Annotated in this window: 26 protein-coding genes and 2 riboswitches; of the genes, 17 read left to right on the forward strand and 9 right to left on the reverse strand. The window is 36.5% G+C overall.

Features of this window, described 5'->3' with window-relative positions:
- A complete protein-coding gene (locus OTK01_RS02330; protein WP_013402430.1) occupies window positions 1-210 on the forward strand; it encodes a heavy-metal-associated domain-containing protein in 210 nt (69 codons plus the stop codon).
- 49 nt (window positions 211-259) lie between these two features.
- Here the strand turns inward: OTK01_RS02330 and OTK01_RS02335 are convergent, their stop codons facing one another.
- The 3 genes from OTK01_RS02335 to mntA are packed head-to-tail and all read right to left on the reverse strand — an operon-like array spanning window position 260 to window position 2,211.
- Window positions 260-1,339 carry a DUF1646 family protein gene (locus OTK01_RS02335; RefSeq protein WP_029228315.1) on the reverse strand — a complete coding sequence of 360 codons (1,080 nt, stop codon included), beginning with the start codon at window positions 1,337-1,339 and terminating at the stop codon, window positions 260-262.
- A 43-nt stretch (window positions 1,340-1,382) separates the two neighbouring features.
- On the reverse strand, window positions 1,383-1,811 hold the full coding sequence (gene hepT / locus OTK01_RS02340) for a type VII toxin-antitoxin system HepT family RNase toxin (RefSeq protein ID WP_013433467.1): 429 nt from the start codon (window positions 1,809-1,811) through the stop codon (window positions 1,383-1,385).
- Window positions 1,789-2,211: a type VII toxin-antitoxin system MntA family adenylyltransferase antitoxin gene (gene mntA / locus OTK01_RS02345; RefSeq protein ID WP_013433466.1), complete on the reverse strand. Its 423-nt coding sequence runs from the start codon at window positions 2,209-2,211 to the stop codon at window positions 1,789-1,791. Before mntA ends, hepT begins: the two co-directional genes overlap by 23 nt.
- A 191-nt stretch (window positions 2,212-2,402) precedes the next feature.
- Here mntA and OTK01_RS02350 point away from each other — a divergent pair, with 191 nt between their 5' ends.
- Window positions 2,403-2,672 (forward strand): hypothetical protein, encoded by a 270-nt coding sequence (locus OTK01_RS02350; RefSeq protein ID WP_029228316.1) that lies wholly within the window; start codon window positions 2,403-2,405, stop codon window positions 2,670-2,672.
- Between the two features lie 51 nt (window positions 2,673-2,723).
- Window positions 2,724-2,872: riboswitch (cyclic di-AMP (ydaO/yuaA leader) on the forward strand.
- A 137-nt stretch (window positions 2,873-3,009) separates the two neighbouring features.
- Entirely contained in the window at window positions 3,010-4,239 is a 1,230-nt protein-coding gene (gene eam / locus OTK01_RS02355) for a glutamate 2,3-aminomutase (RefSeq protein WP_029228317.1), read from the forward strand.
- Window positions 4,240-4,320: 81 nt separating this feature from the next.
- On the opposite strand, the gene OTK01_RS02360 is transcribed toward eam, so the two are convergent.
- Window positions 4,321-5,796 (reverse strand): sugar ABC transporter ATP-binding protein, encoded by a 1,476-nt coding sequence (locus OTK01_RS02360; RefSeq protein WP_029228318.1) that lies wholly within the window; start codon window positions 5,794-5,796, stop codon window positions 4,321-4,323.
- A 5-nt stretch (window positions 5,797-5,801) separates the two neighbouring features.
- Window positions 5,802-6,581: a DeoR/GlpR family DNA-binding transcription regulator gene (locus OTK01_RS02365; RefSeq protein WP_029228319.1), complete on the reverse strand. Its 780-nt coding sequence runs from the start codon at window positions 6,579-6,581 to the stop codon at window positions 5,802-5,804.
- Window positions 6,582-6,870: 289 nt separating this feature from the next.
- Here OTK01_RS02365 and OTK01_RS02370 point away from each other — a divergent pair, with 289 nt between their 5' ends.
- The 13 genes from OTK01_RS02370 to cysS all read left to right on the forward strand — a co-directional run bounded on the left by OTK01_RS02370 (window position 6,871) and on the right by cysS (window position 18,902).
- Complete coding sequence (locus OTK01_RS02370; protein ID WP_029228321.1) at window positions 6,871-8,370, forward strand: sugar ABC transporter ATP-binding protein; 1,500 nt, start codon at window positions 6,871-6,873, stop codon at window positions 8,368-8,370.
- Window positions 8,371-8,399: 29 nt separating this feature from the next.
- Window positions 8,400-9,386 carry an ABC transporter permease gene (locus tag OTK01_RS02375; RefSeq protein ID WP_029228322.1) on the forward strand — a complete coding sequence of 329 codons (987 nt, stop codon included), beginning with the start codon at window positions 8,400-8,402 and terminating at the stop codon, window positions 9,384-9,386.
- A gap of 114 nt (window positions 9,387-9,500) precedes the next feature.
- Window positions 9,501-10,538, forward strand: a complete 1,038-nt coding sequence (locus tag OTK01_RS02380; protein WP_029228323.1) for a substrate-binding domain-containing protein — start codon at window positions 9,501-9,503, stop codon at window positions 10,536-10,538.
- 152 nt (window positions 10,539-10,690) lie between these two features.
- On the forward strand, window positions 10,691-10,909 hold the full coding sequence (locus OTK01_RS02385) for a hypothetical protein (RefSeq protein WP_013433447.1): 219 nt from the start codon (window positions 10,691-10,693) through the stop codon (window positions 10,907-10,909).
- Between the two features lie 333 nt (window positions 10,910-11,242).
- Window positions 11,243-11,419, forward strand: a complete 177-nt coding sequence (locus OTK01_RS02390; protein WP_167317454.1) for a hypothetical protein — start codon at window positions 11,243-11,245, stop codon at window positions 11,417-11,419.
- A gap of 237 nt (window positions 11,420-11,656) precedes the next feature.
- Window positions 11,657-11,875: a type II toxin-antitoxin system MqsA family antitoxin gene (locus tag OTK01_RS02395; RefSeq protein ID WP_232841680.1), complete on the forward strand. Its 219-nt coding sequence runs from the start codon at window positions 11,657-11,659 to the stop codon at window positions 11,873-11,875.
- A 167-nt stretch (window positions 11,876-12,042) separates the two neighbouring features.
- Window positions 12,043-12,288: a type II toxin-antitoxin system RelE family toxin gene (locus OTK01_RS02400; protein WP_013433444.1), complete on the forward strand. Its 246-nt coding sequence runs from the start codon at window positions 12,043-12,045 to the stop codon at window positions 12,286-12,288.
- The gene (locus OTK01_RS02405; protein WP_013433443.1) at window positions 12,285-12,503 is read left to right on the forward strand and encodes a hypothetical protein; all 219 of its coding nucleotides are present in this window, start codon (window positions 12,285-12,287) and stop codon (window positions 12,501-12,503) included. Before OTK01_RS02400 ends, OTK01_RS02405 begins: the two co-directional genes overlap by 4 nt.
- Window positions 12,504-12,567: 64 nt before the next feature.
- A riboswitch (Fluoride riboswitch) is annotated at window positions 12,568-12,641 on the forward strand.
- Complete coding sequence (locus tag OTK01_RS02410) at window positions 12,597-13,349, forward strand: DUF6062 family protein (protein ID WP_029228324.1); 753 nt, start codon at window positions 12,597-12,599, stop codon at window positions 13,347-13,349. It overlaps the preceding riboswitch by 45 nt.
- Before the next feature lie 39 nt (window positions 13,350-13,388).
- Window positions 13,389-15,158 carry a dynamin family protein gene (locus OTK01_RS02415; RefSeq protein ID WP_029228325.1) on the forward strand — a complete coding sequence of 590 codons (1,770 nt, stop codon included), beginning with the start codon at window positions 13,389-13,391 and terminating at the stop codon, window positions 15,156-15,158.
- A gap of 184 nt (window positions 15,159-15,342) precedes the next feature.
- Window positions 15,343-16,800, forward strand: a complete 1,458-nt coding sequence (gltX, locus tag OTK01_RS02420; RefSeq protein WP_029228326.1) for a glutamate--tRNA ligase — start codon at window positions 15,343-15,345, stop codon at window positions 16,798-16,800.
- A 43-nt stretch (window positions 16,801-16,843) separates the two neighbouring features.
- Window positions 16,844-17,548, forward strand: a complete 705-nt coding sequence (gene epsC / locus OTK01_RS02425) for a serine O-acetyltransferase EpsC (protein ID WP_029228327.1) — start codon at window positions 16,844-16,846, stop codon at window positions 17,546-17,548.
- Window positions 17,505-18,902: a cysteine--tRNA ligase gene (cysS, locus tag OTK01_RS02430; protein WP_029228328.1), complete on the forward strand. Its 1,398-nt coding sequence runs from the start codon at window positions 17,505-17,507 to the stop codon at window positions 18,900-18,902. Before epsC ends, cysS begins: the two co-directional genes overlap by 44 nt.
- A 24-nt stretch (window positions 18,903-18,926) precedes the next feature.
- Here the strand turns inward: cysS and OTK01_RS02435 are convergent, their stop codons facing one another.
- From OTK01_RS02435 to OTK01_RS02445, 3 genes are read right to left on the reverse strand one after another with little or no spacing between them, the layout of a single operon-like run.
- Entirely contained in the window at window positions 18,927-20,936 is a 2,010-nt protein-coding gene (locus OTK01_RS02435) for a DUF6449 domain-containing protein (RefSeq protein WP_029228329.1), read from the reverse strand.
- Entirely contained in the window at window positions 20,911-21,810 is a 900-nt protein-coding gene (locus OTK01_RS02440; protein WP_029228330.1) for an ABC transporter ATP-binding protein, read from the reverse strand. The genes OTK01_RS02435 and OTK01_RS02440 overlap by 26 nt, the downstream gene beginning before the upstream one ends.
- Window positions 21,807-22,193 (reverse strand): GntR family transcriptional regulator, encoded by a 387-nt coding sequence (locus OTK01_RS02445; protein ID WP_029228331.1) that lies wholly within the window; start codon window positions 22,191-22,193, stop codon window positions 21,807-21,809. Before OTK01_RS02445 ends, OTK01_RS02440 begins: the two co-directional genes overlap by 4 nt.
- Window positions 22,194-22,405: 212 nt before the next feature.
- Here OTK01_RS02445 and OTK01_RS02450 point away from each other — a divergent pair, with 212 nt between their 5' ends.
- A complete protein-coding gene (locus OTK01_RS02450) occupies window positions 22,406-22,912 on the forward strand; it encodes a DUF421 domain-containing protein (RefSeq protein WP_029228332.1) in 507 nt (168 codons plus the stop codon).
- A 9-nt stretch (window positions 22,913-22,921) separates the two neighbouring features.
- Here the strand turns inward: OTK01_RS02450 and OTK01_RS02455 are convergent, their stop codons facing one another.
- Window positions 22,922-23,278 carry a gamma-glutamylcyclotransferase family protein gene (locus OTK01_RS02455; protein WP_029228333.1) on the reverse strand — a complete coding sequence of 119 codons (357 nt, stop codon included), beginning with the start codon at window positions 23,276-23,278 and terminating at the stop codon, window positions 22,922-22,924.
- Between the last annotated feature and the right edge of the window lie 53 nt (window positions 23,279-23,331).

Genomic DNA, 23,331 nt, shown 5'->3' on the forward strand with positions numbered 1-23,331 from the left:
ATGACAAAGAAAATTTATATTAAAGGCATGACCTGCGACCACTGCGTAAGAAGAGTGGAAAACAGCCTAAAAGCCATAGAAGGTGTAAGTTCTGTTAAGGTTGACCTACAAGGCAAAGTTGCAACTGTTGAGCTAAGTAAAGATGTAAAAGATGAAGAATTTGTAAGAGCAATTGATGATGCAGGGTATGAGGTTGCGAGGATAGAATAGAGGCTGGCTTAATGCCAGCCTCTATATTTTTTAAACCATTCTCTACCATTTAAACTACAAAAAGGATCAAGTAAAATGCAAGGAGCAATATTAATCCCAGTGGTAGTCCCAGCTGTACCCATTCCTTGCTCTTTATTTCTAATTTATTTGCTGCAATTATGTTTGGAATGTTGCCTTGAATTAAAATACCGCCACTTGCAAGAAGGCTCAAAAGTATTGCTTTTACTTGACCAGTTGAAAGGCTTGGTGTTATCTCAGCAGCTGCAATGGTTGCATTGTCGAGGGCTGCTGATATTACGTTTATCCAGAACAGAAGTTTATCTCCCAGTTTTACAACATATTTATCAATGAAAGGCTTAAAACCATTGCCCAGCAGTTCCAATGCAACTATGAACATAAAAATTTTGCCAGCACGCAGTATTACATCTTTCCTTGCTTCAGCAGCTAAAATAGCTCTTTCTTCAGCTTTCACAATAGCCTCTTCTTCTGTCAGCAGTTGTTCATAAGTAGGTAAGATATACCCTCTTTTTCTTTCATGCAGCAGGATAAAGTAGCTTAAAAGTGATAAGATGATTATTGTGGGTACTATATACATTCCAAGATTTTTAAGTATATACAAAAATTCAGCGTTCAACGAACTAACAACAATTGTTGAAAGTGGTTCTCCAACGGGAGTTAATGCTGCGCCAAATCCTATGGAAAAGCAGCCTATTATTGCTACCTTAACCTTTGTTTTGTGTTTCAGGGGCAGCAAGTGAATGATTTCCACCAGTATCAATGTCGCAACAATTGCAGTGATGATGCTTGATACAAAGCCAAGAAGTAAAATCACAAGAGCCACGAAGAGCTCTATTTTCATCTTGCTCAAAATAGAGTTTATTGCAGTTTTAAGTTTGCTGACTGTGAGGTTAAACACAAAACCCATTACAAGAACAACTGCTGTAACAAGATAAAGAAGATAATTGCTAAATACATGTCCCAGAAGATGAAATGATAGAGTTTTAGAAACCACAATTGCTAAGATACCCATTACAAGCAAAAATAACTCTAAATTGTGCTCAATCTTGCGAAAAACAAACGGTAATATGAAGACAAGCAGCAGGATTGTTATCAGCAATATGTCAACCACCTCAAAAAATCCTCCTTTAAACAATTTTTAATATCGCTCCATTTTATTGAGCAAGCTTTCCAGTGATTTCATCTATAAACTTATCAAAGTCACTAAGATTGTTTTGAAGTATGTCATACAAGGTTAAATTATCAACCTCAAAATACAAATGAACAATTCTATTTCTGAATTTAACCATTTTTACTAATTGAGCTGCTATCTCTTGAGAAATTATATTATTTTTCACAAGAATTCTTATAGCATCAGCGTGAGTTGAGGGTTTCCCTAAATTATTTCGAGCAATAATGTGATTGCAAATATCAATTATTGCTTCAATTGAGGTTTGCAAAAGATATTTGCAACTTTCAGTATTCCTAAAATCATTTAAAAAATCTTCTAATTCAATTTTTTTTAATTGGTTTAACTTTGCAAGATTTCCTTTGATAAATTCTATTTTTTGAAATACCTTATCATAATCTATATTGAGAGTCATGGTGATTTCTCTCCCTTAACTCTTTATAAAATGTCCTGTAAAAGTACTCATGGTCTTGATACAAATCCAGGACTACTTCTTCAAAGTCTGCTACTTTAATAGGGTCTTTTTTAATTACCTCTCTTCCTTCGCTGATGGCTTTAAACTGTAAAGTCAACGGAGCTTTATTGAGATTTATAATGTCCACCTTGTCTGTTTGAAGAATGTCGGATATCTGTACTTCTAAATCGAGTTCATCAAAAAAGCTAATTTCTTTAGAAAATAAAATCGCAAGGTCGATATCGCTGTTTTCTGTTTGATATTTTGTACCGTATGAACCCACTATCCAAACGGCTACTATATCGTCCCGCGCTTTGAAAAAACTAACAAGATCGGGAAGTTTATTATCTACGTTTAGCATGGTCTTTTCAACTCCATATGAAAATCTTATTTAATGATACCATGAAAAAATTGTGTATTGCAAGATATTTACAAAGTTATAATATTGTTTATTGTTATCATAGTTCCAAATGTGGTATAATAAAAACAGACAAAAATTAAAAAAGAAGATATTAAAAATGGTATAGTTATTAATCATGAGGTGGATATATTATGGAAAAAATGGATATTGGATTGAATCCAGAAACGCAGTATGTTACTCTCAAAGTTCAAAAAGAGATATTTGACACAGTGAAAAATTTTTTAGGAGACAATGTACTTTGGACATACGATGAAGAAAAGAAAGAAATTATTATTTTTAAAAAACCTGAGTCATACACTCAAGCATTAATAGAAATCGGTTCAAAAATTTGGGAGAATGTAGATGCCGACGCGTATATTAGTCAGGAGAGAGATTCATGGGAAGACTACAACAGAAAATAAAGGAGTGCAATTGCATTGCAATAGATACAAATAAATAAAGCTTAGAGCACTCCTTTTAAAAAGCTGAATTCCCAGGGTAAAGACCTGGGATACGGGGGACCCAACCTTTTTGGGGTGAATCAGAAGCAAAAGCTTCTGTAGGGCTAACCCTTTCGGCCCGAACCCGTCAGCTAACCTCGGAAGCTTTGAAAGGGGAGGCAAAAGGGGTTTTTTTATGCCCTTTTTTAAAAGGGAAGGCATTCCTTTGCCTTTTGATTTCAAAGCAGCCAAATTCCGAGGTTATGGAGTTTGGCTGCTTTTATTTTTGGCAAATATTTTGAAAGGAGGTTTATAGAATATGGAAAAATTAAATGTTATCAACAACAATGAAAGGTTTGAAAAGTTAAAAGAAGCTATTAAAGACTACTTAGAAGTAAAAGACACAATCAAAACTGGCATAGAGGATGAGGAAAAGATTGAATATCAAAAGAGAAAGATTCTTTCCTACTTTGGTGCAAGCGAAAAAGACTGGGCAAATTATAAGTGGCAGCTAAAAAATAGGGTTTTATCTGCCAAGACGCTAAAAGAACTTTTGAACCTTGACGAGAAAGAAACCCAACAAATTGAAGAAGTAGCCAAGGTTTACCGCTTTGCAATCTCCCCTTATTATTTATCGCTAATTGACCCAGATGATCCAAACTGCCCAATAAAAAAGCAATCGGTCCCAAGCTCATTTGAGCTAATAGAAAAAGGTGAGCTTGACCCAATGGACGAAGAGCACACCTCACCTACAAAGGTAGTCACGCAGCGATACCCAGACAGGCTCATTATAAAGGTTACAAATATATGTGGGATGTTTTGCAGGTTTTGCCAGAGGAGAAGACTTATCGGTGAGACTGACACACACGCATCGCTGGATGACATTACGGATGCAATTGAATATGTGGCACAAAACCCAAACATCAGAGATGTTCTCATCACAGGTGGCGATGCCCTGATGCTCTCTGATGAGATTTTGGAGTGGATTTTGAGGTCTTTGCGCCAGATTCCTCATGTTGAGATAATCAGAATTGGCACACGAGCACCTGTAACCTTGCCACAAAGAATTACAAAAGAGCTTGTTGATATGCTAAAGAAATATCATCCTATTTATATAAACACCCACTTTAACCATCCACGTGAGATAACGAAAGAATCAAAAAAGGCTTGCGAAATGCTGGCAGACAGTGGCATTCCACTTGGCAACCAGATGGTTTTGTTAAATGGGGTCAACAACGACAAGTTTGTTGTTCGAAAGCTCAATCAAGAACTTTTGAAAATCAGAGTAAAGCCATATTATATCTTTCATCCAAAAAGAGTAAAAGGAACATCGCACTTCTGGGTGACAATTGAAGAGGGTATGGAGATAATTGAAAGCTTGCGAGGAAGAACCTCAGGCATGGCGGTTCCCACATACATCATAAATGCTCCAAAAGGCAAAGGAAAAACTCCAATCATGCCAAATTATCTTCTTTACTTTGGCAAAGGGAAAGTGGTTTTTAGAAACTGGGAAGGTGAGGTTTTTGAGGTTGAAAATACCTCTTTGTGACCTTAAAATAGCTTTGAAAAAACCTGAGAAAAAATGATTTTATTCACCTACTTTTCTGATGGCGCTGTGCCATCTTTTCTTTTATAACCCCATTGCCGTTTTCAAAATCTTATCATAATCCATCTCCTTTTTAGAAAACTCATGGACTGCCTTGCCTCTGTGGAGTACCAGGATTCTGTCACACATGCCAATCAGTTCTGAAAAGTCAGAGGAAATGAAAATAATGGCACAACCAATTCTTGCAAGCTCATTGATGATATTATAAACCTCTACCTTTGATGCCAAATCCAAGCCCTTTGTGGGCTCATCCAAGATAAACACATTCGAACGTGAAAAGAGCCATTTTGCAATCAATACCTTTTGCTGGTTCCCACCACTTAAGAACGCAATCTTTTGAGTAATCTCCTTTGGCTTTATCCCAAGCTTTTTTATATAAAGATTTGCAATCTTTTCCTGACGGGATGAGTCTACAAAAAAGCCGTTTGCAATGTTCCAGATGTTAGATGAGATGATGTTGTCTGCGATGTTGAGGGTTTTGAAAAGGCCTGTACCAATTCTGTCTTCGCTCATAAACGCAATACCATTTTTTATGGCATCGGCTGGGCTTGAAAGTTTCAAAAGAGTTCCATTCATATAAATCTCACCTGAGTCAAGCTTTTCTGCACCAAAAAGAGCCTTTGCCAGAAAACTTCGCCCAGACCCAACAAGCCCTGCAATCCCAAAAACCTCTCCCTCTCTTACATCAAATGAAATGTCCTCGATAATTCCACGTTTTGTTAAATTTTTAACGCTAAAGATGGTAGAGCCTTTTTCAACCTTTAGTTTTGGATATGTCCTGTTTACACTGCCAAAGATCAAAGAGATTACCCTGCTTAAGTTAAAGCTTGTAACGCTATCAGATGCAACAACCTCACCATCACGAAGGATTGTTACCCTGTCTGCAATAGATAGCGCCTCTTCCACCATATTTGTTACAAATATTATCACAATTCCTTTTTCTTTCAGCTCTTTTATGATTTTAAAAAGCTTTTCTATCTCATATGTTGTAAGCCCTGCTGTTGGCTCATCAAAAATCAAAACCTTTGCGTTTTGAACAAGCGCTCTGCAGATCTCAATCACCTGAAGCTGAGATAGCCCCAGGTTTTTGCAAAGCGCTTCAGGGTTTATATATACGCCCATTTTGCTTAAAATTTCTGATGCCTGTTTTATCATCGCCTTGTGGCTTATAAATCCAAACTTGTTTTTTGGCTTGTTGTCAATAAAGATGTTCTCAGCAACAGAAAGGTGAGGAAAGTACAAAAGCTCCTGATGCACGGTAAATATTCCAAGCGATTTTGCAAGCATAGGATTGAGACTTGAAAATTCCTTACCGTCAATCAAGACCTTTCCGCTGGTTGGCGCTGTGCTTCCATTTATAATCTTTGTCAGGGTTGTTTTGCCAGAGCCGTTTTTGCCAAGGATGACATTCACCTGACCTTCAAAAAATTCAAGGTTTATATCTTTTAAGGCATAAAAATCATCAAATTTTTTTGAGATGTTTTTCAGCAAAATAGCCATAATTTTCAAACCCCTCTTTCAAGGTCAGAAAAGTCAAAACTGCAAAATATTTGGGTGCCATTTTCAAAGAAAAATGACTTGTACTCATCCGGCACGTTTGTATCGCTTATAACCTTTTTGATCTCATCAACCCTTGCAATCTGGAAAAGAGAAATCTTGTCAAACTTTGATGAATCTGCAACAATAATTGTCTCTTTTGCAATTGACTTAAAATATTTGTATGCATTTGCAAACTCAACATTGTTCACAGTAAATCCTCGCTCAAGTGAGACACCGTCAACCTCAATAAACGCCTTGTCAACAAATATATCAAGGTTTGGATTTACAAGCATTGGCCCTGCCAGGGTGAAGGTGTTTCCAACAATATAGCCGCCTGTTACAATTGTCTGGATGGAAAGCTTTCCACACTCTATTGCCAAAAGAAGGTCGTTTGTGAGCACAATAATGTTTTGTTTTTCCTTTATATACTTTGGAACAAGCCTTAATATATTTCCGCCTGCAAGGATAATTGCCTGGTTACTTTCTATCATGTAAGAGCACACTTTTGCGATTGCCTCTTTTTCAGAGTCTTCTGAGATTGTAGGTGATAGAATCTTTGCTGCCTCTTCTTTTAAGATTGCTCCGCCATATGTTTTTATCAAAAACTCTTCGCTCTCAAGCCTGTCCAAGTCACGCCTGATTGTGACCTCTGAAACGTTCAAAAGTTCTGCAAGTGTTGCAACGTCAATGTGCTTTTTCTGAAGAAGTATCTCTCTTATCTTTTTCAGCCTCTCTGCAACAAGCATCAATATTCACCACTTTTGCAAACTCTTATGCTATTATACCACTAAAAAAGTTGTATGTGAACAAGTTTGATATATTTTCTTTTCTTCAGTGTATTACATTTTATCAGGCCTGTCAACAAGCTGAACACTTTTGATAACATCGTTCAAAAAAATAAAAATTTTTTGATTAAAAAAGAAGGATTTTTGATTTTGGTGTAGAATATATATAAATAGAAAAGCAAAAGATAGATGCAAGTAAATAGTTTTACCAAGACTACTATAATTTTTAACAAAGCGAGGTGAGATTTGCATGAAAAGCTCCACAGATGCCGAACTTTTAAAGCTAAACGGAATTACAAAGATTTTCCCAGGCACTGTTGCACTTTCTGATGTTTCGTTTTCGGTAAACAAAGCAGAGATACATGCAATAGTTGGTGAAAACGGTGCTGGAAAGTCAACTTTGATGAACATCATATCAGGAAGCCTTCTTCCAGACAAAGGTGAGATATACCTTGAGGGCAGGAAGGTCAATATCAGATCTCCAAGGGATGCTCAAAATCTTGGCATTAGCATAGTTCACCAGGAGCTTGCGCTCTGCCCGCATCTTACTGTTGCTGAGAATATATACATAGGAAGACTTCCTGAAAAGTCTGCAAAGATAGTGGATTTTAAAAAGCTCAACCAGATGTCGCAAGAAGTTTTGTCTTTGTTTGATGAGGTGAACATAAAACCAACTGACAAGGTTGCAGACTTGAACGTTGCGCAGCAGCAGATTGTTGAAATTGCAAAAGCAATTACGTTCAACTGCAAGCTTTTAATTTTGGATGAGCCAACATCGGCTTTGTCTGAAGCTGATGCAGCAGTGCTCTTTAAAATCATAAAAGATTTAAAAGCAAAGGGTATAAGCATTCTTTACATCTCTCACAGGCTACGTGAGATTTTTGAGCTTGCAGACAGAATCACTGTCCTTCGAGATGGCAGATACATCACAACGCTAAATACAGCTGAGACAAACCCCGACCAGGTTGTAAGCCTGATGGTGGGAAGAGAAATCAAGGAAATGTATCCGCCAAAGAGCACTTTTGTTGGCAAAGAGATCTTCAGGGTGGAAAACATTAGCTCTGACAAGGTTTACAATGTTTCGTTTTCGCTCAGAGAAGGTGAGATTTTAGGGTTTGCAGGGCTTGTGGGTGCTGGAAGAACAGAGCTTGCCCAGACAATCTGCGGAATTTTACCAAAGCATTGTGGGGAAATTTATCTTGAAGGTAAGAAGATTGAGATAAACTCATTCGAAGATGCCATCAGGCATAAAATCGGTTATGTTACAGAAGACAGAAAACAGTATGGTCTTTTTCTAAAGCTTCCTGTTGCGCACAATGTCTCGGCAATACATCTCAAATATGATTACAAAAGGCTTTTGATTGACAGGCAAAAAGAACTTTTGCTTGCCCAGGAGTTTGTCAAAAAGCTAAATGTCAAGACTTCATCGTATGTTCAGCTTGTTATGAGTCTTTCTGGTGGTAACCAGCAAAAGGTGATGATAGCAAAATGGCTTGCTATAAATCCAAGGATTTTGATTTTGGATGAGCCAACACGTGGAATAGACGTTGGTGCAAAGGCAGAAATTCATGGTCTTTTAAGAGAGCTTGCAAAAAGCGGAATAGGGATTATTCTTATCTCATCTGAGCTTCCCGAGATAATTGGAATGTGTGACAGGGTACTTGTCATGAGAGAAGGAAGGATAACTGGAGAGCTTTCGGGAAGTAGCATCACCGAAGAAAACATTATGCAGCTTGCTGCACACAAATAATTCTGCGCAAAAGGAGGGGAAGGTTTGAAATGTCAACACTATCTTCAAATCAGGCGGCAAATAGAAGTTTTCTTAAAAAATTGATGGGGTTTAGGGAAATTACTTTGATTTTCATCATAATTGTCATAAGTGCGATTATATCGGTCCTGAGCCCAAACTTCTTGACAGCAGAAAATTTGATAACAACAGCTCTGGGTCTTGCAGCAGATGGTATCTTGGCAATAGGGATGACAGTTGTGCTTGTCTCTGGTGGGGTAGATCTTTCTGTTGGTTCTGTTCTGGGGCTTTCGGCTGTCATTGCAGGCGGGCTTTATCTTAGCTATGGGGTAAACATCTGGATAGGTTCATTGATAGCTCTTGTTATCTGTGCTCTGATTGGGCTTTTCAACGGGTATTTCATAGCGCGAATTGGGATTCCACCACTCATTGTTACACTTGCTATGATGGGGATTGCAAGAGGTGCTGCGTATGTTCTGACTCAAGGTTCACCTCTTTCGCTTTATGGGAACTTGAAAGGCTTTGATTTTCTTGGTCAGGGCAAGGTTTTGGGAATTCCATTTTTCATCCTGTTCTTTATCATCCTAATAATCCTTTTTGACTTTTTGATGAGAAAATCAGCACCGTTCAGACTTGTGTACTATGTGGGAAGCAACGAAAACGCTGCAAGGCTTTCTGGTATAAATGTTCCAAAAGTAAAGATTTCTGTGTATGTCTTGATGTCAATTTTGGCGGGAATTGCAGGGATATTCACACTTTCAAGGTTTTCAGTTGCAGCACCAACAGCAGGAAACGGTTCAGAGCTGAACGCAATCTCAGCATGTGTCATTGGCGGAGCGTCACTGGCAGGCGGTGAAGGAACTGTCCTTGGAGCAATTCTTGGTACAATCCTGGTTGGTATTATCAACAACGCGCTTGTACTTTTGAACGTCTCTGTCTACTGGCAGAACTTGGTCAGCGGTGTGATTTTGATTGCGGCTGTGACAATTGACTACCTGACACATCAGAAAAAATCATAAAGGATTTTCAAAGTAAAAGCTTGGTTTTAACTTCTGTCGCCTGCCTGGAGAAAAGCTTGTAGGCGGCAGAGGTTAAAATAAATAAAAACTATATTGGAGGAGGTTTGATAGGCTATGAAGAAGAATTTCTACAAGTATCTTTCAATCTTTCTGGCGGTTGCGCTGATTGTGTCTTTGGCTTATGCGCTTGTTCCAAGTTCAAAGGATGTCACACAGGCAAGCAGTGGCAATCCAAAGCTCAAAGGAAGTCCAAATGAAGAGTATTACATGGTAACCTTTGTGTCTGGTATTGAGTACTGGAAAGGCTGCTTCAAGGGAATGAAGGCAGCAGCAGATCTGTACGGTGTAAAGGCTATCTACACAGGTGCACCACAATTTGATGTTAACCAGGAAGTTACAGTACTTCGCCAGGTTATTGCTAAAAAACCCGCAGGAATCTTGGTAACATGTGCAAACCCTGATGCTCTGAAAGCTCCAATTGATGAGGCAATCAAGAAAGGAATTCCTGTTATAACATTTGACGCAGATTCGCCAAAGTCAAGCAGATATTCTGTTTTGGAGACAGGAAACTATAACGCAGGTGCAATGGCTGCAAGATATCTTGGCAAGCTTTTGGGCGGCAAAGGCGAGGTTGGTATCTCAACAGTTGCTGCACAGCTCAACCATGAGCAAAGAAAACAAGGGTTTATTGATACTCTCAAAAAAGAGTTCCCAGGAATTAAGGTTGTTGCAATTGTAAATGATGAAAATGACCAGACAAAAGCTGCAAGACAGATTTCTGCTATGCTCCAAGCTCATCCCAACATCAAAGGAATATTCTGCACAGACGCTCTTGGTGGTGTTGGTGCTGCAACAGCTATCAAGGAGGCTAATAAAGTTGGCAAGATTAAGATAGTAAGCTTTGACACTGACAAGGGAACACTTGACCTTATCAAACAGGGAATCATTGATGCGTCGATTGCACAGGGTACATGGAACATGGGATTCTGGGGCATGACATTCCTGTTCTACTTAAAACATGGCATTGTTAACCCGGTTGACAATTGGCAGAAATATGGCATTAATCCACTCCCACCATATGTCGATACAGGTACAATGGTTGTAACAAAACAGAATGTGGATGCATTTTATAAGGTTAATGTGATTAAGTAAGTGAATTAAAATGCTTCTTAAAGAGCCTCTTGGCCTTTTGGGCAAAGGGGCTCTTTTTGTAATAGGTTAAGATTGTATAAAAGTTAATGATGTTATCTTGCAATAAAAAGAGTTATAATAAAAATGAGTAAGAAAGATGGTGGTGAAAAGAAGTGAGTAATTTGTTAAAAAACAGGTTGAAAGAAGTTATTGATAATCTTAGTGAAGACGAGCTTACAGAAGTTGTTAATTTTATAGAGTATTTGAAATTTAAAGATGAAAAAGAAGAAAACGAAATCCTTAATGATGTAGAATTAATGGAATCAATTAAAAGAGGTCTTAAAGATTTAGAAAACGGTGATGTATACGATTTTGAGGATGTGTATAAATAAGAAATCCCCGAGATGAGCTTTATTCACTGATTGACAAGCTAACAACTGAAGATGTGATTAGCCTTTTACACATAATAAAGAGGATAGTCACTTCAGATGAAGAACTAACAGATGAAGAAATTCAACAAATAGAATTGGCAAAAGATGAGATTGCTAAAGGGGAAGGAATAGAAATAGAGGAAGTTAAGAAAATATTGAAGCTAAATTCGCAATAAAATCCATCAAAGACAAACTGTAATATGTCAAGGGAATAATTGAAAAATATTTTGATCTGGGTGGATAATGAAAATAGCAGAGTTAAGTTAAAAAGTGTCATCAAAGAGAGGGATTGTGATGGAGTTGGCAAGGAGAATTTTAGAGGATATAGTAAACTTACCCGAAGAACTGCAAAAAGAGGTATTGGAGTTTATTGAACTCAAAAAAAAAGAGAGGGAAAAAGAGATTGAAAGATTAATGGATGAAATTATTGACAAGTATAAAAAAGCTTTTGAGGAGCTTGCAAAGAAATGAATATGCTATCTTGGTCTGAAATTTTGAAACTAAATGTGGATGTGCTTTATAAGGTCAATGTGATAAAGTAAAGCAAAGAAGTTAAAAAGCTCAAAGAGCCATTTCACCTTCTTGGTGAAGTGACTCTTTTTCTATAGCAAAAATACTTAGGTTTGTGGTATAATTATCAATAAGAAAATTGAAAGAGGATAAAAAATAAGATAAGGGACTCTACTAAGAGAAAAGATGGACTGTGTTTTGTGTAAATCACAATTAATTCATGGAGAGGTAAACCATATTGTTGATACTGAATCTCAGATTGTCATTATCAAAAATGTTCCAGCTATGATATGTCATCAATGTGGAGAATATTACCTTGACAATGAAACAGCTATAAAAATAGAAAAGTTAGTTGATGAACTTCTCAAAAACAAGACAGAAATAACTATTGCAAACTACACAGAAATTGCTGCTTAATTACCATACTGGTTTCACACGTTTTTCCGATGTAGGAAATGCATTTGCACCTATTTAGAAAGTCACCTCTTGTTAATTTTAATGGAAATAGCTTTATTTTTGTGATATAATAAAATTACGCAAAAAACAATTTACATTATAAAAAAGTTATTTGGAGTCAAAAATAGATGAAGATTATTTTTTCTAAGCAAGCTCTCAAATTTTTAAGCCTCCAAGATGCTAAAACAGCTAAAAGAATAATTGATGCGATTGAAAATAATTTGAGTGAGAAGCCTTTCAAGGGAGATATTAAAGTTTTAAAGGGACGTGAAGAGTTAAGGCTACGTGTAGGGAATATAAGAGTAATATTTACGGTTAAAGGTAATGAAGTACATATTTTGACAATCGGATATAGAGGAGATGTATATAAATGAGAAATCCCCGAGATGAACTTTATTCACTGATTGACAAGCTAACAACTGAAGATGTGATTAGCCTTTTGCACATAATAAAGAGGATAGTCACTTCAGATGAAGAACTAACAGATGAAGAAATTCAACAAATAGAATTGGCAAAAGATGAGATTGCTAAAGGGGAAGGAATAGAAATAGAGGAAGTTAAGAAAATATTGAAGCTAAATTCGCAATAAAATCCAATACCCATATTGATTTATCTTTCAAAAACTCATATAATTAATATAGAAGGAAAAAAGTAAATATCAGGGCGATGGAGTTCGCCTTAAATGCCACAGGGAATACCCTGGATGGCTGATAACTCCTGTCCGTATAAGTGCGGGCAGGAGTTTTTTGCTTTTTTAAAAGGTTATAAGCTTTTTGAGAAGGATTTGGGGGGATGGACCTTGGATATTATGTATTTTGAAATGATAGAAAACTTGAAAGAAGACAAGTGTATAATTTGTTATCTCAAAAACAAGGCGATGGACAAATTCTTTGATGATTTTCTGTATGAATCTGTAAACGACCATAGGCTGCGCGATAGAATCAGAAAAGGGGGGATATGCCCGGAGCATGCAAGAAAGTTAGAGTCGTTTGGAGATGTGCTTGCCCATGCCATTATATATTCAGACTTGCTAAGTAGTTTTAAAAACAACCACCATATTGAAATATTGCCTCGTAAAAGGAAAACTCAAGAGCAAAATATGTGTGTCTTTTGTGAGAAGGAACAAGGCTTTGAAGACACCTACACAAGAGCGTTTTCTTACTACTGGGCAACACAGTCTCAGTTTAAATCTGCATTTGCGGAAAGAGGTTTCATATGTCAAAGACACCTAAATCAAGTTTTAGAAAAAATGCCCTCAATGTCAGTTCAAAAAGACCTCTTGTCAGTTGTGAAGCACAAAATTGATATAATCTTGCATCATCTTGAGAAGATAAAAGAAAAGAACGACTATCGAAACATTCATGAAAGCTATACGCCTGAAGAGGTAAGAGCATGGCACATGGCTGTCGAGTTTGTTGCAGGGTCTAAAGAGTAAGTGCATTTGAGCTGACATTTCAAAATGAGGTGAGATATGATGAGGGACACAGCGTATGATATCATGCAGCAGAATATTAAAAACTTTCTCCAGCAAATTAAAAAGTTATCAGAGGAGATTGATTCAGAATCTATTAAGAGATTAGCAAGTAGTATTGAGGAAAAAATCGAAAAAGATGCATTTTACCTTGTTGTGTTGGGTCAGTTCAAAAGAGGAAAATCTACGCTAATAAATTACATGCTTGGAACAAATTTATTACCAACAGGAGTTCTTCCTTTGACATCGAGTATAACAAAGATTTATTACAGTCCTGAGGTTAAAATAGATGTAATTTTTTACAATGGTGTAAAAAAAGAAATTCCAGTTGATGAGCTTGAGCTTTACTGCACAGAAAAAGGGAATCCTAAGAATCAAAAAGGTGTTGATACAATTGAGATAGGGTATCCGTTTGATTTTTTGAACAAAGATGTTGTAATTGTTGACACACCGGGAATTGGTTCTATATATCAGCACAACACAGATGTGACATATGAATTTGTAGACAAGGCAGATGCAGTCATATTTGTATTGTCTGTTGACCCACCAATTACTGAAGTTGAAAAAAGGTTTTTACTCAAGATTGCTGAAAGTGTAGATAAGATATTCTTTGTAATTAACAAATGTGATTTGATAAGCAGAAATGAATTAGAGGAGATAGCAAGTTTTACAAAAAGTGTAATTATGGATATTACAAAGAAAGAAAATATAAATATCTTTCCTTTTTCAGCAAAGATGGCCCTTGAAGGCAAGGTGCTAAATAGTAGAGAAGTTATCAGAAAAAGTGGCATAGAAATTTTTGAAGAGGAGCTAAAACGATTTTTAAGAGAGGAAAAAGAAAAAGTGCAAGTTTTGAGTAATCTGAAAAGTTTAGATAGCTTTTTAGAAGTTTGTAAAACCTTTTTGGAAAGTGATATGAAACTCAGGGTTATGCCATTAAAACAGCTTGAAGAAAACATTAAACAGTTTGATGAGTTTTTAGATAAGATAAATCGGAACAAGATTGAGATTTATAAGCTATTTAGGGTTGAGATGAATGATATTCTGACAAGTTTTGATGAGCAGATGGAAAAGATAAAGAAAGAACTCATAATGAATATTACAAAAAAGATAAAAGATTATTATCCATCAGTTGCAAGGTTTAAAAGACTCAAACAGAAAGAATATCTCGAAAGGTATCTTGAGGAGGCTATTGTGCAAGAGTTTGAGTTTCAAAAAAGAGGTCTTGAAAAGTATGTTGAAGGTCAGTTTGCCATTCTTCTTTCAAGATATTGCGAGAAGATAAATGAGCTGATAAAGAGTATCAAAGACACGGCAAAAGAGCTTTTTTCTATTGAGATTGGCTACTATGAAGGACTGCAAAGGTTTGTGGTTCAGAGCAAGTTTACTTATAAGATAGGCTATGAAGTTGGTGCGCTTGAGATTGATCCTGTGTATTTTACTTATCTTTTGCCCAAAAAACTTGCTCAAAAGATTATTTTAAAGAGAGTGCTTGACAGGGTTGAAATTGATGTTGATAGAAACATTGGAAGAATTAGGTATGACCTTTTAAGGAGAATGGAAGAAAGCTTTGAGACTTTTAAAACTGATATGGAAGACAAAATATCACAGGTTTGCAGTCTCATATCAGAGCTTTTGAGAAGTACAAGGGAGGATTTTAATAAAAACAAAAGTGAATTGGAGAGAAAAATGGCATACAATCAGAAGGTATTAGAGAAAATTATACAACTTAAGGACGAAATCTCCGAAGTTATTGACCACTTAACAAGATAGAAATTAACTGAGTTTGAGGTGACACAAGGTCAGCTTTTTTTGGATTGACTACAGATTTTTCAAGGTTTATACTTTTAAAAGAGAATAATTTTTTCACGTTCTAAACAGGAGAAATAGCCTCTTCATCATAGCTTTAAGATAGAGATAGTTTAAAAATCTCAAAAAGAAAGGATTGAGAAATACAGTGGAAGTGAGAACAAGGTTTGCGCCAAGCCCGACAGGGCACCTGCACATTGGAGGTGCAAGAACAGCACTTTTCAACTACCTTTTTGCCAAAAGATATGGTGGAAAGTTCATATTAAGAATAGAAGATACAGACTTAGAAAGATCGTCTATTGAGTCTGAAAAGGTTATCATCGAAAGTTTAAGATGGCTTGGGATTGAGTGGGACGAAGGAGTTGAGGTAGGAGGTCCCTATGGGCCTTATAGATCAACAGAAAGAGTAGATATTTACAAAAAGTATGTTGATGTTCTTTTTGAAAAAGGCTACGCATACTATTGTTACTGCACAGAAGAGGAGTTAGAAGGCCAAAGGCAGGAGCTTCTCTCAAAAGGGCAGATGCCAAGATATCTTGGTAAGTGCAGGAATTTAACAGAGGAGCAAAAAAGAAGATTTGAGCAGGAGGGGAGAAAACCAACTGTCAGGTTCAAAGTGCCAGAAGGTGTTAAGATAGTTGTCCATGACCTTGTGCGTGGAGATGTTGAGTTTATGTCAGATGACATAGGCGACTTTGTGATTGTCAAGTCTGATGGTATTCCAACATACAACTTTGCAGTTGTCATAGATGACCACTTAATGAAGATTTCGCATGTTATAAGAGGAGAAGAGCATCTTTCAAACACTCCGCGCCAGATTCTGATATACAATGCGCTTGGGTTTGAACTTCCGCAGTTTGCTCATGTTTCGCTTATACTTGGAAAAGACAGAACAAAGATGTCAAAGCGCCACGGTTCTACTTGGGTTGAACAGTACAAAGAACAAGGGTACTTAAAAGAAGGGCTTATAAACTTCTTGGCTCTGCTTGGCTGGTCACCACCAGAGGATAAAGAAATATTTGATATGAGGTATCTAATTGAGAATTTCTCATTAGACAGAGTTTCCAAAAACCCTGCAATATTTGACATTGATAAGCTAAACTATATAAACTCTCATCATATTAGGCTAAAATCATTGGATGAACTGACTCAAATGTGCATACCATACTTCGTTGAAGCAGGATATGTCAAAGAAGATGAGGCGCAGTCCAAATTTGAATGGCTCAAGAAGATAGTAAAATCTGTGTATGAAGGACTGGATTATCTTTCTCAGATAAAGGACAGGGTTGATATCTTCTTTAACAATGAAGTCAAAATAGAGGATGATGAGGCAAAAGAGGTCCTAAAATGGGAGCATGTGAAAGATTTGATTAATGTCTTTGAGAATAAGATAACTCAGCTAAATGACTTGAGTTCTGAAAACATCAAAGCACTTTTCAAGGAGATTCAAAAAGAGACTGGCTATAAAGGCAAAAACCTATTTATGCCGATAAGAGTTGTGTTGACTGGCAAAACTCACGGACCTGAGCTTGTTGAGATAATTGAGATTGTGGGGAAAGAAAACATACTAAAACGATTGGAATTCTTCAAAACGTGGTATAATTAGATTAGATTTATTTTGAGCTTTTTAGAAGGAGTTATGAAGAAGTATGTTTAAATTCATAAGGATGATTAAAGAAGAGATGGATGTTATCATGGAAAAGGACCCGGCTTGCAAGAGCAGGCTGGAAACTCTTTTGTATCCAAGCCTGTGGGCTATTATATACCACAGAATAGCTCACTGGTTTTACAACCGCAAGATGTACTTCATTGCAAGATGGATTTCCCAGCGTGCAAGGCACAAAACTGGTATTGAGATACATCCCGGTGCCAAGATTGGTCGAAGGGTATTTATAGACCATGGCATGGGTGTTGTCATTGGTGAGACAGCTGAGATTGGCGACAATGTTTTGATTTACCAGGGCGTGACGTTGGGCGGCACAGGAAAAGAAAAAGGTAAGCGCCACCCTACAATTGGAAACAACGTCTTAATTGGTGCTGGTGCAAAGGTTTTAGGACCGTTCAAGGTAGGAGACAATACAAAAATTGGTGCAAATGCAGTTGTTCTTCGAGAGGTTGAAGAGAACTCAACTGTTGTTGGTGTGCCGGGAAGGGTTGTAAGAAAAGAGAAAAAGGAAAAGCCGACTGTTGAAGAACAGCTTGACCAGGTGAGATTTCCTGACCCCATTGCAATGCAGATTTGCAGGCTTGAAGCCAAGATAGAGGCTTTGGAGAAAAAACTTGCCGAGTACGAAAGGAGATTAAAAGAGTATGAAGCTTTACAACACTCTAAGTCAGACCAAGGAGGAGTTTGAACCTCTTGAGAAAAACAAAGTAAAGATGTATGTTTGCGGTCCAACTGTTTATGATTTTATCCACATCGGCAATGCAAGACCTTTGATTGTGTTTGACACTTTGAGACGATATTTTGAGTACAAAGGATACGAGGTCATATATATTCAAAACTTTACAGATGTAGAAGATAAGATGATAAACAGGGCAAACAAAGAGGGTATAACCGTCTTTGAGCTTGCAAAGAGGTTTATTGAAGAGTATTACAAAGATGCAGACAGATTAAATGTCAAGCGAGCAACCAAAAATCCCAGGGCAACAGAAGAGATAGAAGATATGATAGCCCTGATACAAAGGCTGATTGACAAAGGCTATGCATATGTTGTTGATGGTGATGTGTATTTTAGAACAAGAAAGTTTGCTGAGTATGGAAAGCTTTCTCACAAGAACATTGAAGAGCTGATGGCTGGTGCGCGCGTTGACCCGAATGAAAAGAAAGAAGACCTGCTTGATTTTGCCCTGTGGAAGGCTAAAAAAGAAGGTGAGCCGGCATGGAGTTCACCTTGGGGTGAGGGTCGACCTGGCTGGCACATAGAGTGCTCTGTTATGGCAATGAAATACCTTGGCGAGACCATTGACATTCATGCAGGCGGGCAGGACTTGATCTTTCCTCACCATGAAAATGAGATTGCCCAGAGCGAGGCTGCAACAGGAAAACCTTTTGCGCGTTTTTGGCTTCACAATGGGTATGTGAGTATAAACAATGAGAAGATGTCAAAGTCGCTTGGGAATTTCTTTACTGTGCGTGAAATCATAGAAAAGTACCATCCAGAGGCTCTGAGACTTTTCATGCTTCAGGCTCACTATAGAAAGCCTCTTAATTTCAGTATAGATCTTATTGAACAGGCAGAGGTGGCACTCAAAAGAATTTATACCTGTTATGAAAACCTTGAGTTTTTGATTCAAAATGCAGCCTCTTCATCTGAAAATGATGATAAGCTAAAAGCTGCAATTGAAGATCTAAAAGCAAAATTTATAGAGGCAATGGAAGATGACCTCAACACTGCCGAGGCAACAGGGTATTTGTTTGAAATGGTAAGAGAAATCAATACACATGCTAATTCTTGCTCAAAAGAAACTTTAACTTTTGTAAAAGATACATTGAAAGAACTTTGCAGTATACTGGGAATCTTGGAGCAGTATGGCGCAAAAGAAGAGGCTATTCCACAGGAAATTTTAGAGCTGGTTGAAAAAAGAAACCAGGCACGAAAGGCGAAAAACTTTGCCGAGGCAGATAGAATAAGAGATGAGCTCAAAAGCTTGGGCTATATCGTTCTTGACACCCCTCAGGGGACAAAGATTGAGAGGATAAAATAAAGCCGGGCAAAAAGCCCGGTTTTTTTATAAATCTTTTAGAATCCCTACTTGAAGAACATTCTGCGATTTTCCGAAAAATATAATGTAATATATCTCCTTTTTTGAAGTCATATAACTTCCAAAATGATATGGATTTTCACACATGCGCAGATATTTGTCTATCAAGGCTTTATCTTTTATCTTTTCCCCGTCTTTAATTTTCCCCAGATTTATATCACTCATCAGTGTATTTTTCAGCTTATCTGGGTTGTTTGACTTTCCTATGATAGCATAACTTATCTCATCTGGCATGATGCGAGCAAATCTAATGTATCCTTTTTTAGTCAACCACTTTTCTAACTTTGTAAAGCTTTTTTCAAATGGAACTGATAAATGAGAGAAAGGAATTTTACCAGTGTAAACTACATTTTTAAGAACGATGTCCATGTATCCCCACGGGTCTTTTGTATTGTTTATCATCTCCTCAAATTTCTTATTGTATATCTCTTCTTTTAAAACCTCTAATAGTTCAGGTATGTCAGAAGATTTAACAAAAGCCTTCGAAGAATTATCTGGTGTTGAAGAATAGTTGCCGTATTTGCTCAATGACACTGATTTAACATTTGTAGGAGATATTTTAAAAATACCGTAAAGTTTGTATTTGAAAGTACGATTTTCATAAAGAGGTTTTAAATAATGAGAAAGCTTTTGAATATCAACATCGTATATTCTTTGTATCTTTTTCCCATTTTTCAAATTATAACTTATATAAAGGGTAGTTTTGTATTGAAGATTTGAATCTTTTTCATTTGTGATTTCTTGTTTTTGTTTAATAATCTGCCTGTGAAGGTTTACAACCATTTTTACTATTTCAGGATTTTCAAAAGTACTTATATCCTCAGAATAATTTCCTATAAAAAAGTAGTCTTTAAACACAACACTTTTTATTTCTCTTTCCTGCGGGACATACTTTTCAAATCCGAACAGGTCCAGTTTTATAATCCCTATTGCTAAGAACAGAAATATTACAAAATAGCCATATCTTAAAAGGGATTTATTAAAAACATTGATTTTTTTGTTCAAAATCATTTCAGCAATTAAAAAGCATACAAAAGAAGCAATCAAATATCCTGATATTGCCAAGCTGTAAGATTTTCCATGTTCAATGTAAGGGAAATAAAGTCCTATCAAAAGTGCGCCACAAAGGGCAGCACCATATCTGAAGATGTGTTTGAAAAACTCAAATACTATGGATTGCCCAGCACTTTCGATTTTACGAAAATTGTATAATATGCTACCGAGGACAATCAAAAAAATGGCAATACTAAAGAAGCCGGTATATTCCATAGGCTTTAGTGGAGAAGATGGTGGTACAGGTGTAAACATTCTTAAAAGAGGATTTATTCTTTCAATAACAGCACTGCTTGGTGAGGGATAATAGCCATATAACCAGTTTTTGAGATTTGAAATGAAGGTATAGTATAAAAATGATGGCAGCATTAGTACAACAAAGCTCAAGAAAATTTGGACAAATGGTATGCCCGTAATAATTGCGCAACACGTTGCAATTGAAAAAAATAAACTTGAGACAGCAGTTATATTTAAGCCCCAGAAGAATATCTCTTTTAACTGTATTTCAAATTTATCTGCCAAGTTTAATTTCAGGATTAATAAAATTACTGTGTTGAGTATAATGGGAAGTAAAAGTAATAAAAAAGAAGCTAAAGTGTTGGAGATATAAAGTGCTATTCGCTTTGGAGGAAGACTATGAAGCTGGTCTGCGGCATCTTTTGAATGTAGATAATTAAATACAAATGCACTAAGAGCAAAACAGGTAAGTAAACTTACAAAAATACAGTATCCTTGATTGTTTGTTAAAATAGATTTGGAAACTATATGGCTATCAGGGTACTTTGAGATTAAAGGCAAATCAAACAGAATAATTGAAAAAGGAATAACTGATAAAGCCAAAAAATATATTACTCCTATGAACCAAAACCTTTTAAGAGTCACAAAAAAGAATCTTTTATTAATCCAAGATTTGGACAAGCTCATCTTTCAACCCTCCCATTTCGTAGATAAATATTTCCTCAAGCGAAAGGGGCAGAATATCAAGTACCACCGGTTCAAATCCTTTTAATGTATCTAAGATTTCTTCTCTGTTGCCCTTTGCAATAATTACCTCAATATTACCTTTTTTAGAGTAAGAGATTACCTTGAATCTACTCAAACTTTCAGGTAGAAAATTCTTTTTGAACACAGCTTGAATTTTGCAAGTATCCGATTTCAACTCTTCTATATTGCTGCAAAGCACCACTTTTCCTTCATGAAGAATTGCAATAGTGTCGCAGAAATCTTCAAGTTCTCTTAAATTGTGAGATGATATAATTACTGTTGTACTTCTATCTGCAACATCTTCTATTAAAAGCTTTTTTACACTCTGCCTTATAACAGGGTCAAGACCATCAAAAGGCTCATCCAGCACAAGCACCTCTGGACGTGATGAGAGGGCAAAAAGAACTGCACATTGTTTTTGCATACCTTTTGAGAATTTTGAGATTCTTTTTTTCAGTGGAAGATTAAAAATCTTCAAAAGATTTTCAAAGTAGCGGCTGTCCCAGCTATTATAAATTCCTTTATAAAAATTTGCCATATCATAAATTGAAAAGCTTCCAAAAAAGTAGGGATTGTCTGGTACAAAAAATATTTTTGACTTTGCAAGCGGATTTTCAAAGACAGGTTCACCATCACAGAAAACAGAACCACTATCTGGTTTGTACACCCCTGTCAGAATTTTTAACAAGGTAGTTTTGCCAGCACCGTTTCTTCCAACAGTCCCAAAGATGGAACCTTTTTGAATATTTAAAGTTACCTCTTTCAATGCTATGACATCATCAAATCTTTTTGAAATGCTTTCTACTTTTATCAAGATTTATCGCCTCCTTTTAACTCTTTTTCAGTTTCCTCAATAAGTTTGATAAGTTTATCCTTCGAAATTCCAATGAAAAATGCATCAGAAACAATTTTTTTAAACTCAGATTTTATCTTTTCTTCCTTTTCAGCCTTTATCTTTGATTTTACAGGGGCAACAAAGTTGCCCTTGCCAGGGATTGAGTAAATATAACCTTCTCTTTCAAGCTCTTGATATGCTTTTTGGATTGTATTTGGATTGATGGTGAGTTCTTTTGAAAGAGACCTCACAGATGGCAACTGTTCATTTTCTTTCAAAACCTCCTTTAAGATTAGCTCTTTTATCCTCTCCACAAGCTGTTTGTAGATGGGTACTCTGCTCTTCCAATCAATCTCAAACATTCATTTCACCACTTTTCTGTATTAACTGTACTATGAGTATTAATACAGTTATATTATAAATGATTTTTTGCAATCTGTAAAGTTGTTTGTTAAAAAGTTTTTAAAAATATTGAGATTTGATATTTGATTTGATAAATTAGAAGAGAAAGAATTCCAAAATAAAGTTTAGAAAAAATATAGCCGTTTAAGGTCGAAAAAGGAGTTTTAAGAAGATGCTAAGATATCTCTACATAGCCTTTTGTTCTGTATCAGTATATTTTTTTATTGTCCTTGCTATTAGGCTGTTTGGCAAAAAAGATGTTTCGCAGCTCTCAATTAGCGATTTAGTTTTTGTTCTGCTTCTTAGCAATTCTGTGCAAAATGCCATGGTGGGAGCAGATTCAAGCCTGGCAGGCGGGCTTGTTGCTGCAACCTCCTTGTTTGTTGCAAACTACATTATTAAGCTCATTGTGTACAGGTTTCCCAAGATAGAACGTTTGATTGAGGGAGAGCCTCTATTATTGGTCTATAAAGGAAAAATCAATGAAAAAAATTTAGCTAAAGCAAAAATTACAAAAGACGAACTACTTGAAGCGGTAAGAGAACATGGCGTTGCTTCGCTTGACGATGTTGAGCTTGCCGTTTTTGAAATGGATGGTAATATAAGCATCATCTCTGAAAGAGCTGAAAATGAGTATGTTAAAAAGAAAATACCAGTGAGAATGAAAAGGAGAGAATAAGATATATGCTTATTCTCTCCACGGCTGCTTTTCGAAAGAAATGTAGTTTTTTTCATCAACATCAAGTAAATACACATATGTCCACGCCTTTATGACTTTATTATCATTCAAAATGACATCTACCTCTTGCCGCCTGTAAAGCTCACCTTCATCTTCAAAGTCGTCTATTTCCTTAATTAGAGTCTCATCAACCTCATATACCTCTCCTGCTACTTTTGAGCCCTCTTTTGGCACTATTGCAGGGTACCAGCTGACTTTGTAGAGTCCATAGCCTTCTAAAACCGCTTTTCCAATGAATTTACAGCCATTTAGCAGATAATTATTACTGTTATGTGAAAGAAGAGAGCCGTATACAAAAAGGTACATTTTTGTGTACTACCCCCAAATCTTCTTTGTTAAGATTTTTTGTATTTTAAAGA

Origin of the sequence: Caldicellulosiruptor acetigenus (assembly GCF_026914305.1) — a bacterium.
GTDB lineage: Bacteria > Bacillota > Thermoanaerobacteria > Caldicellulosiruptorales > Caldicellulosiruptoraceae > Caldicellulosiruptor > Caldicellulosiruptor acetigenus.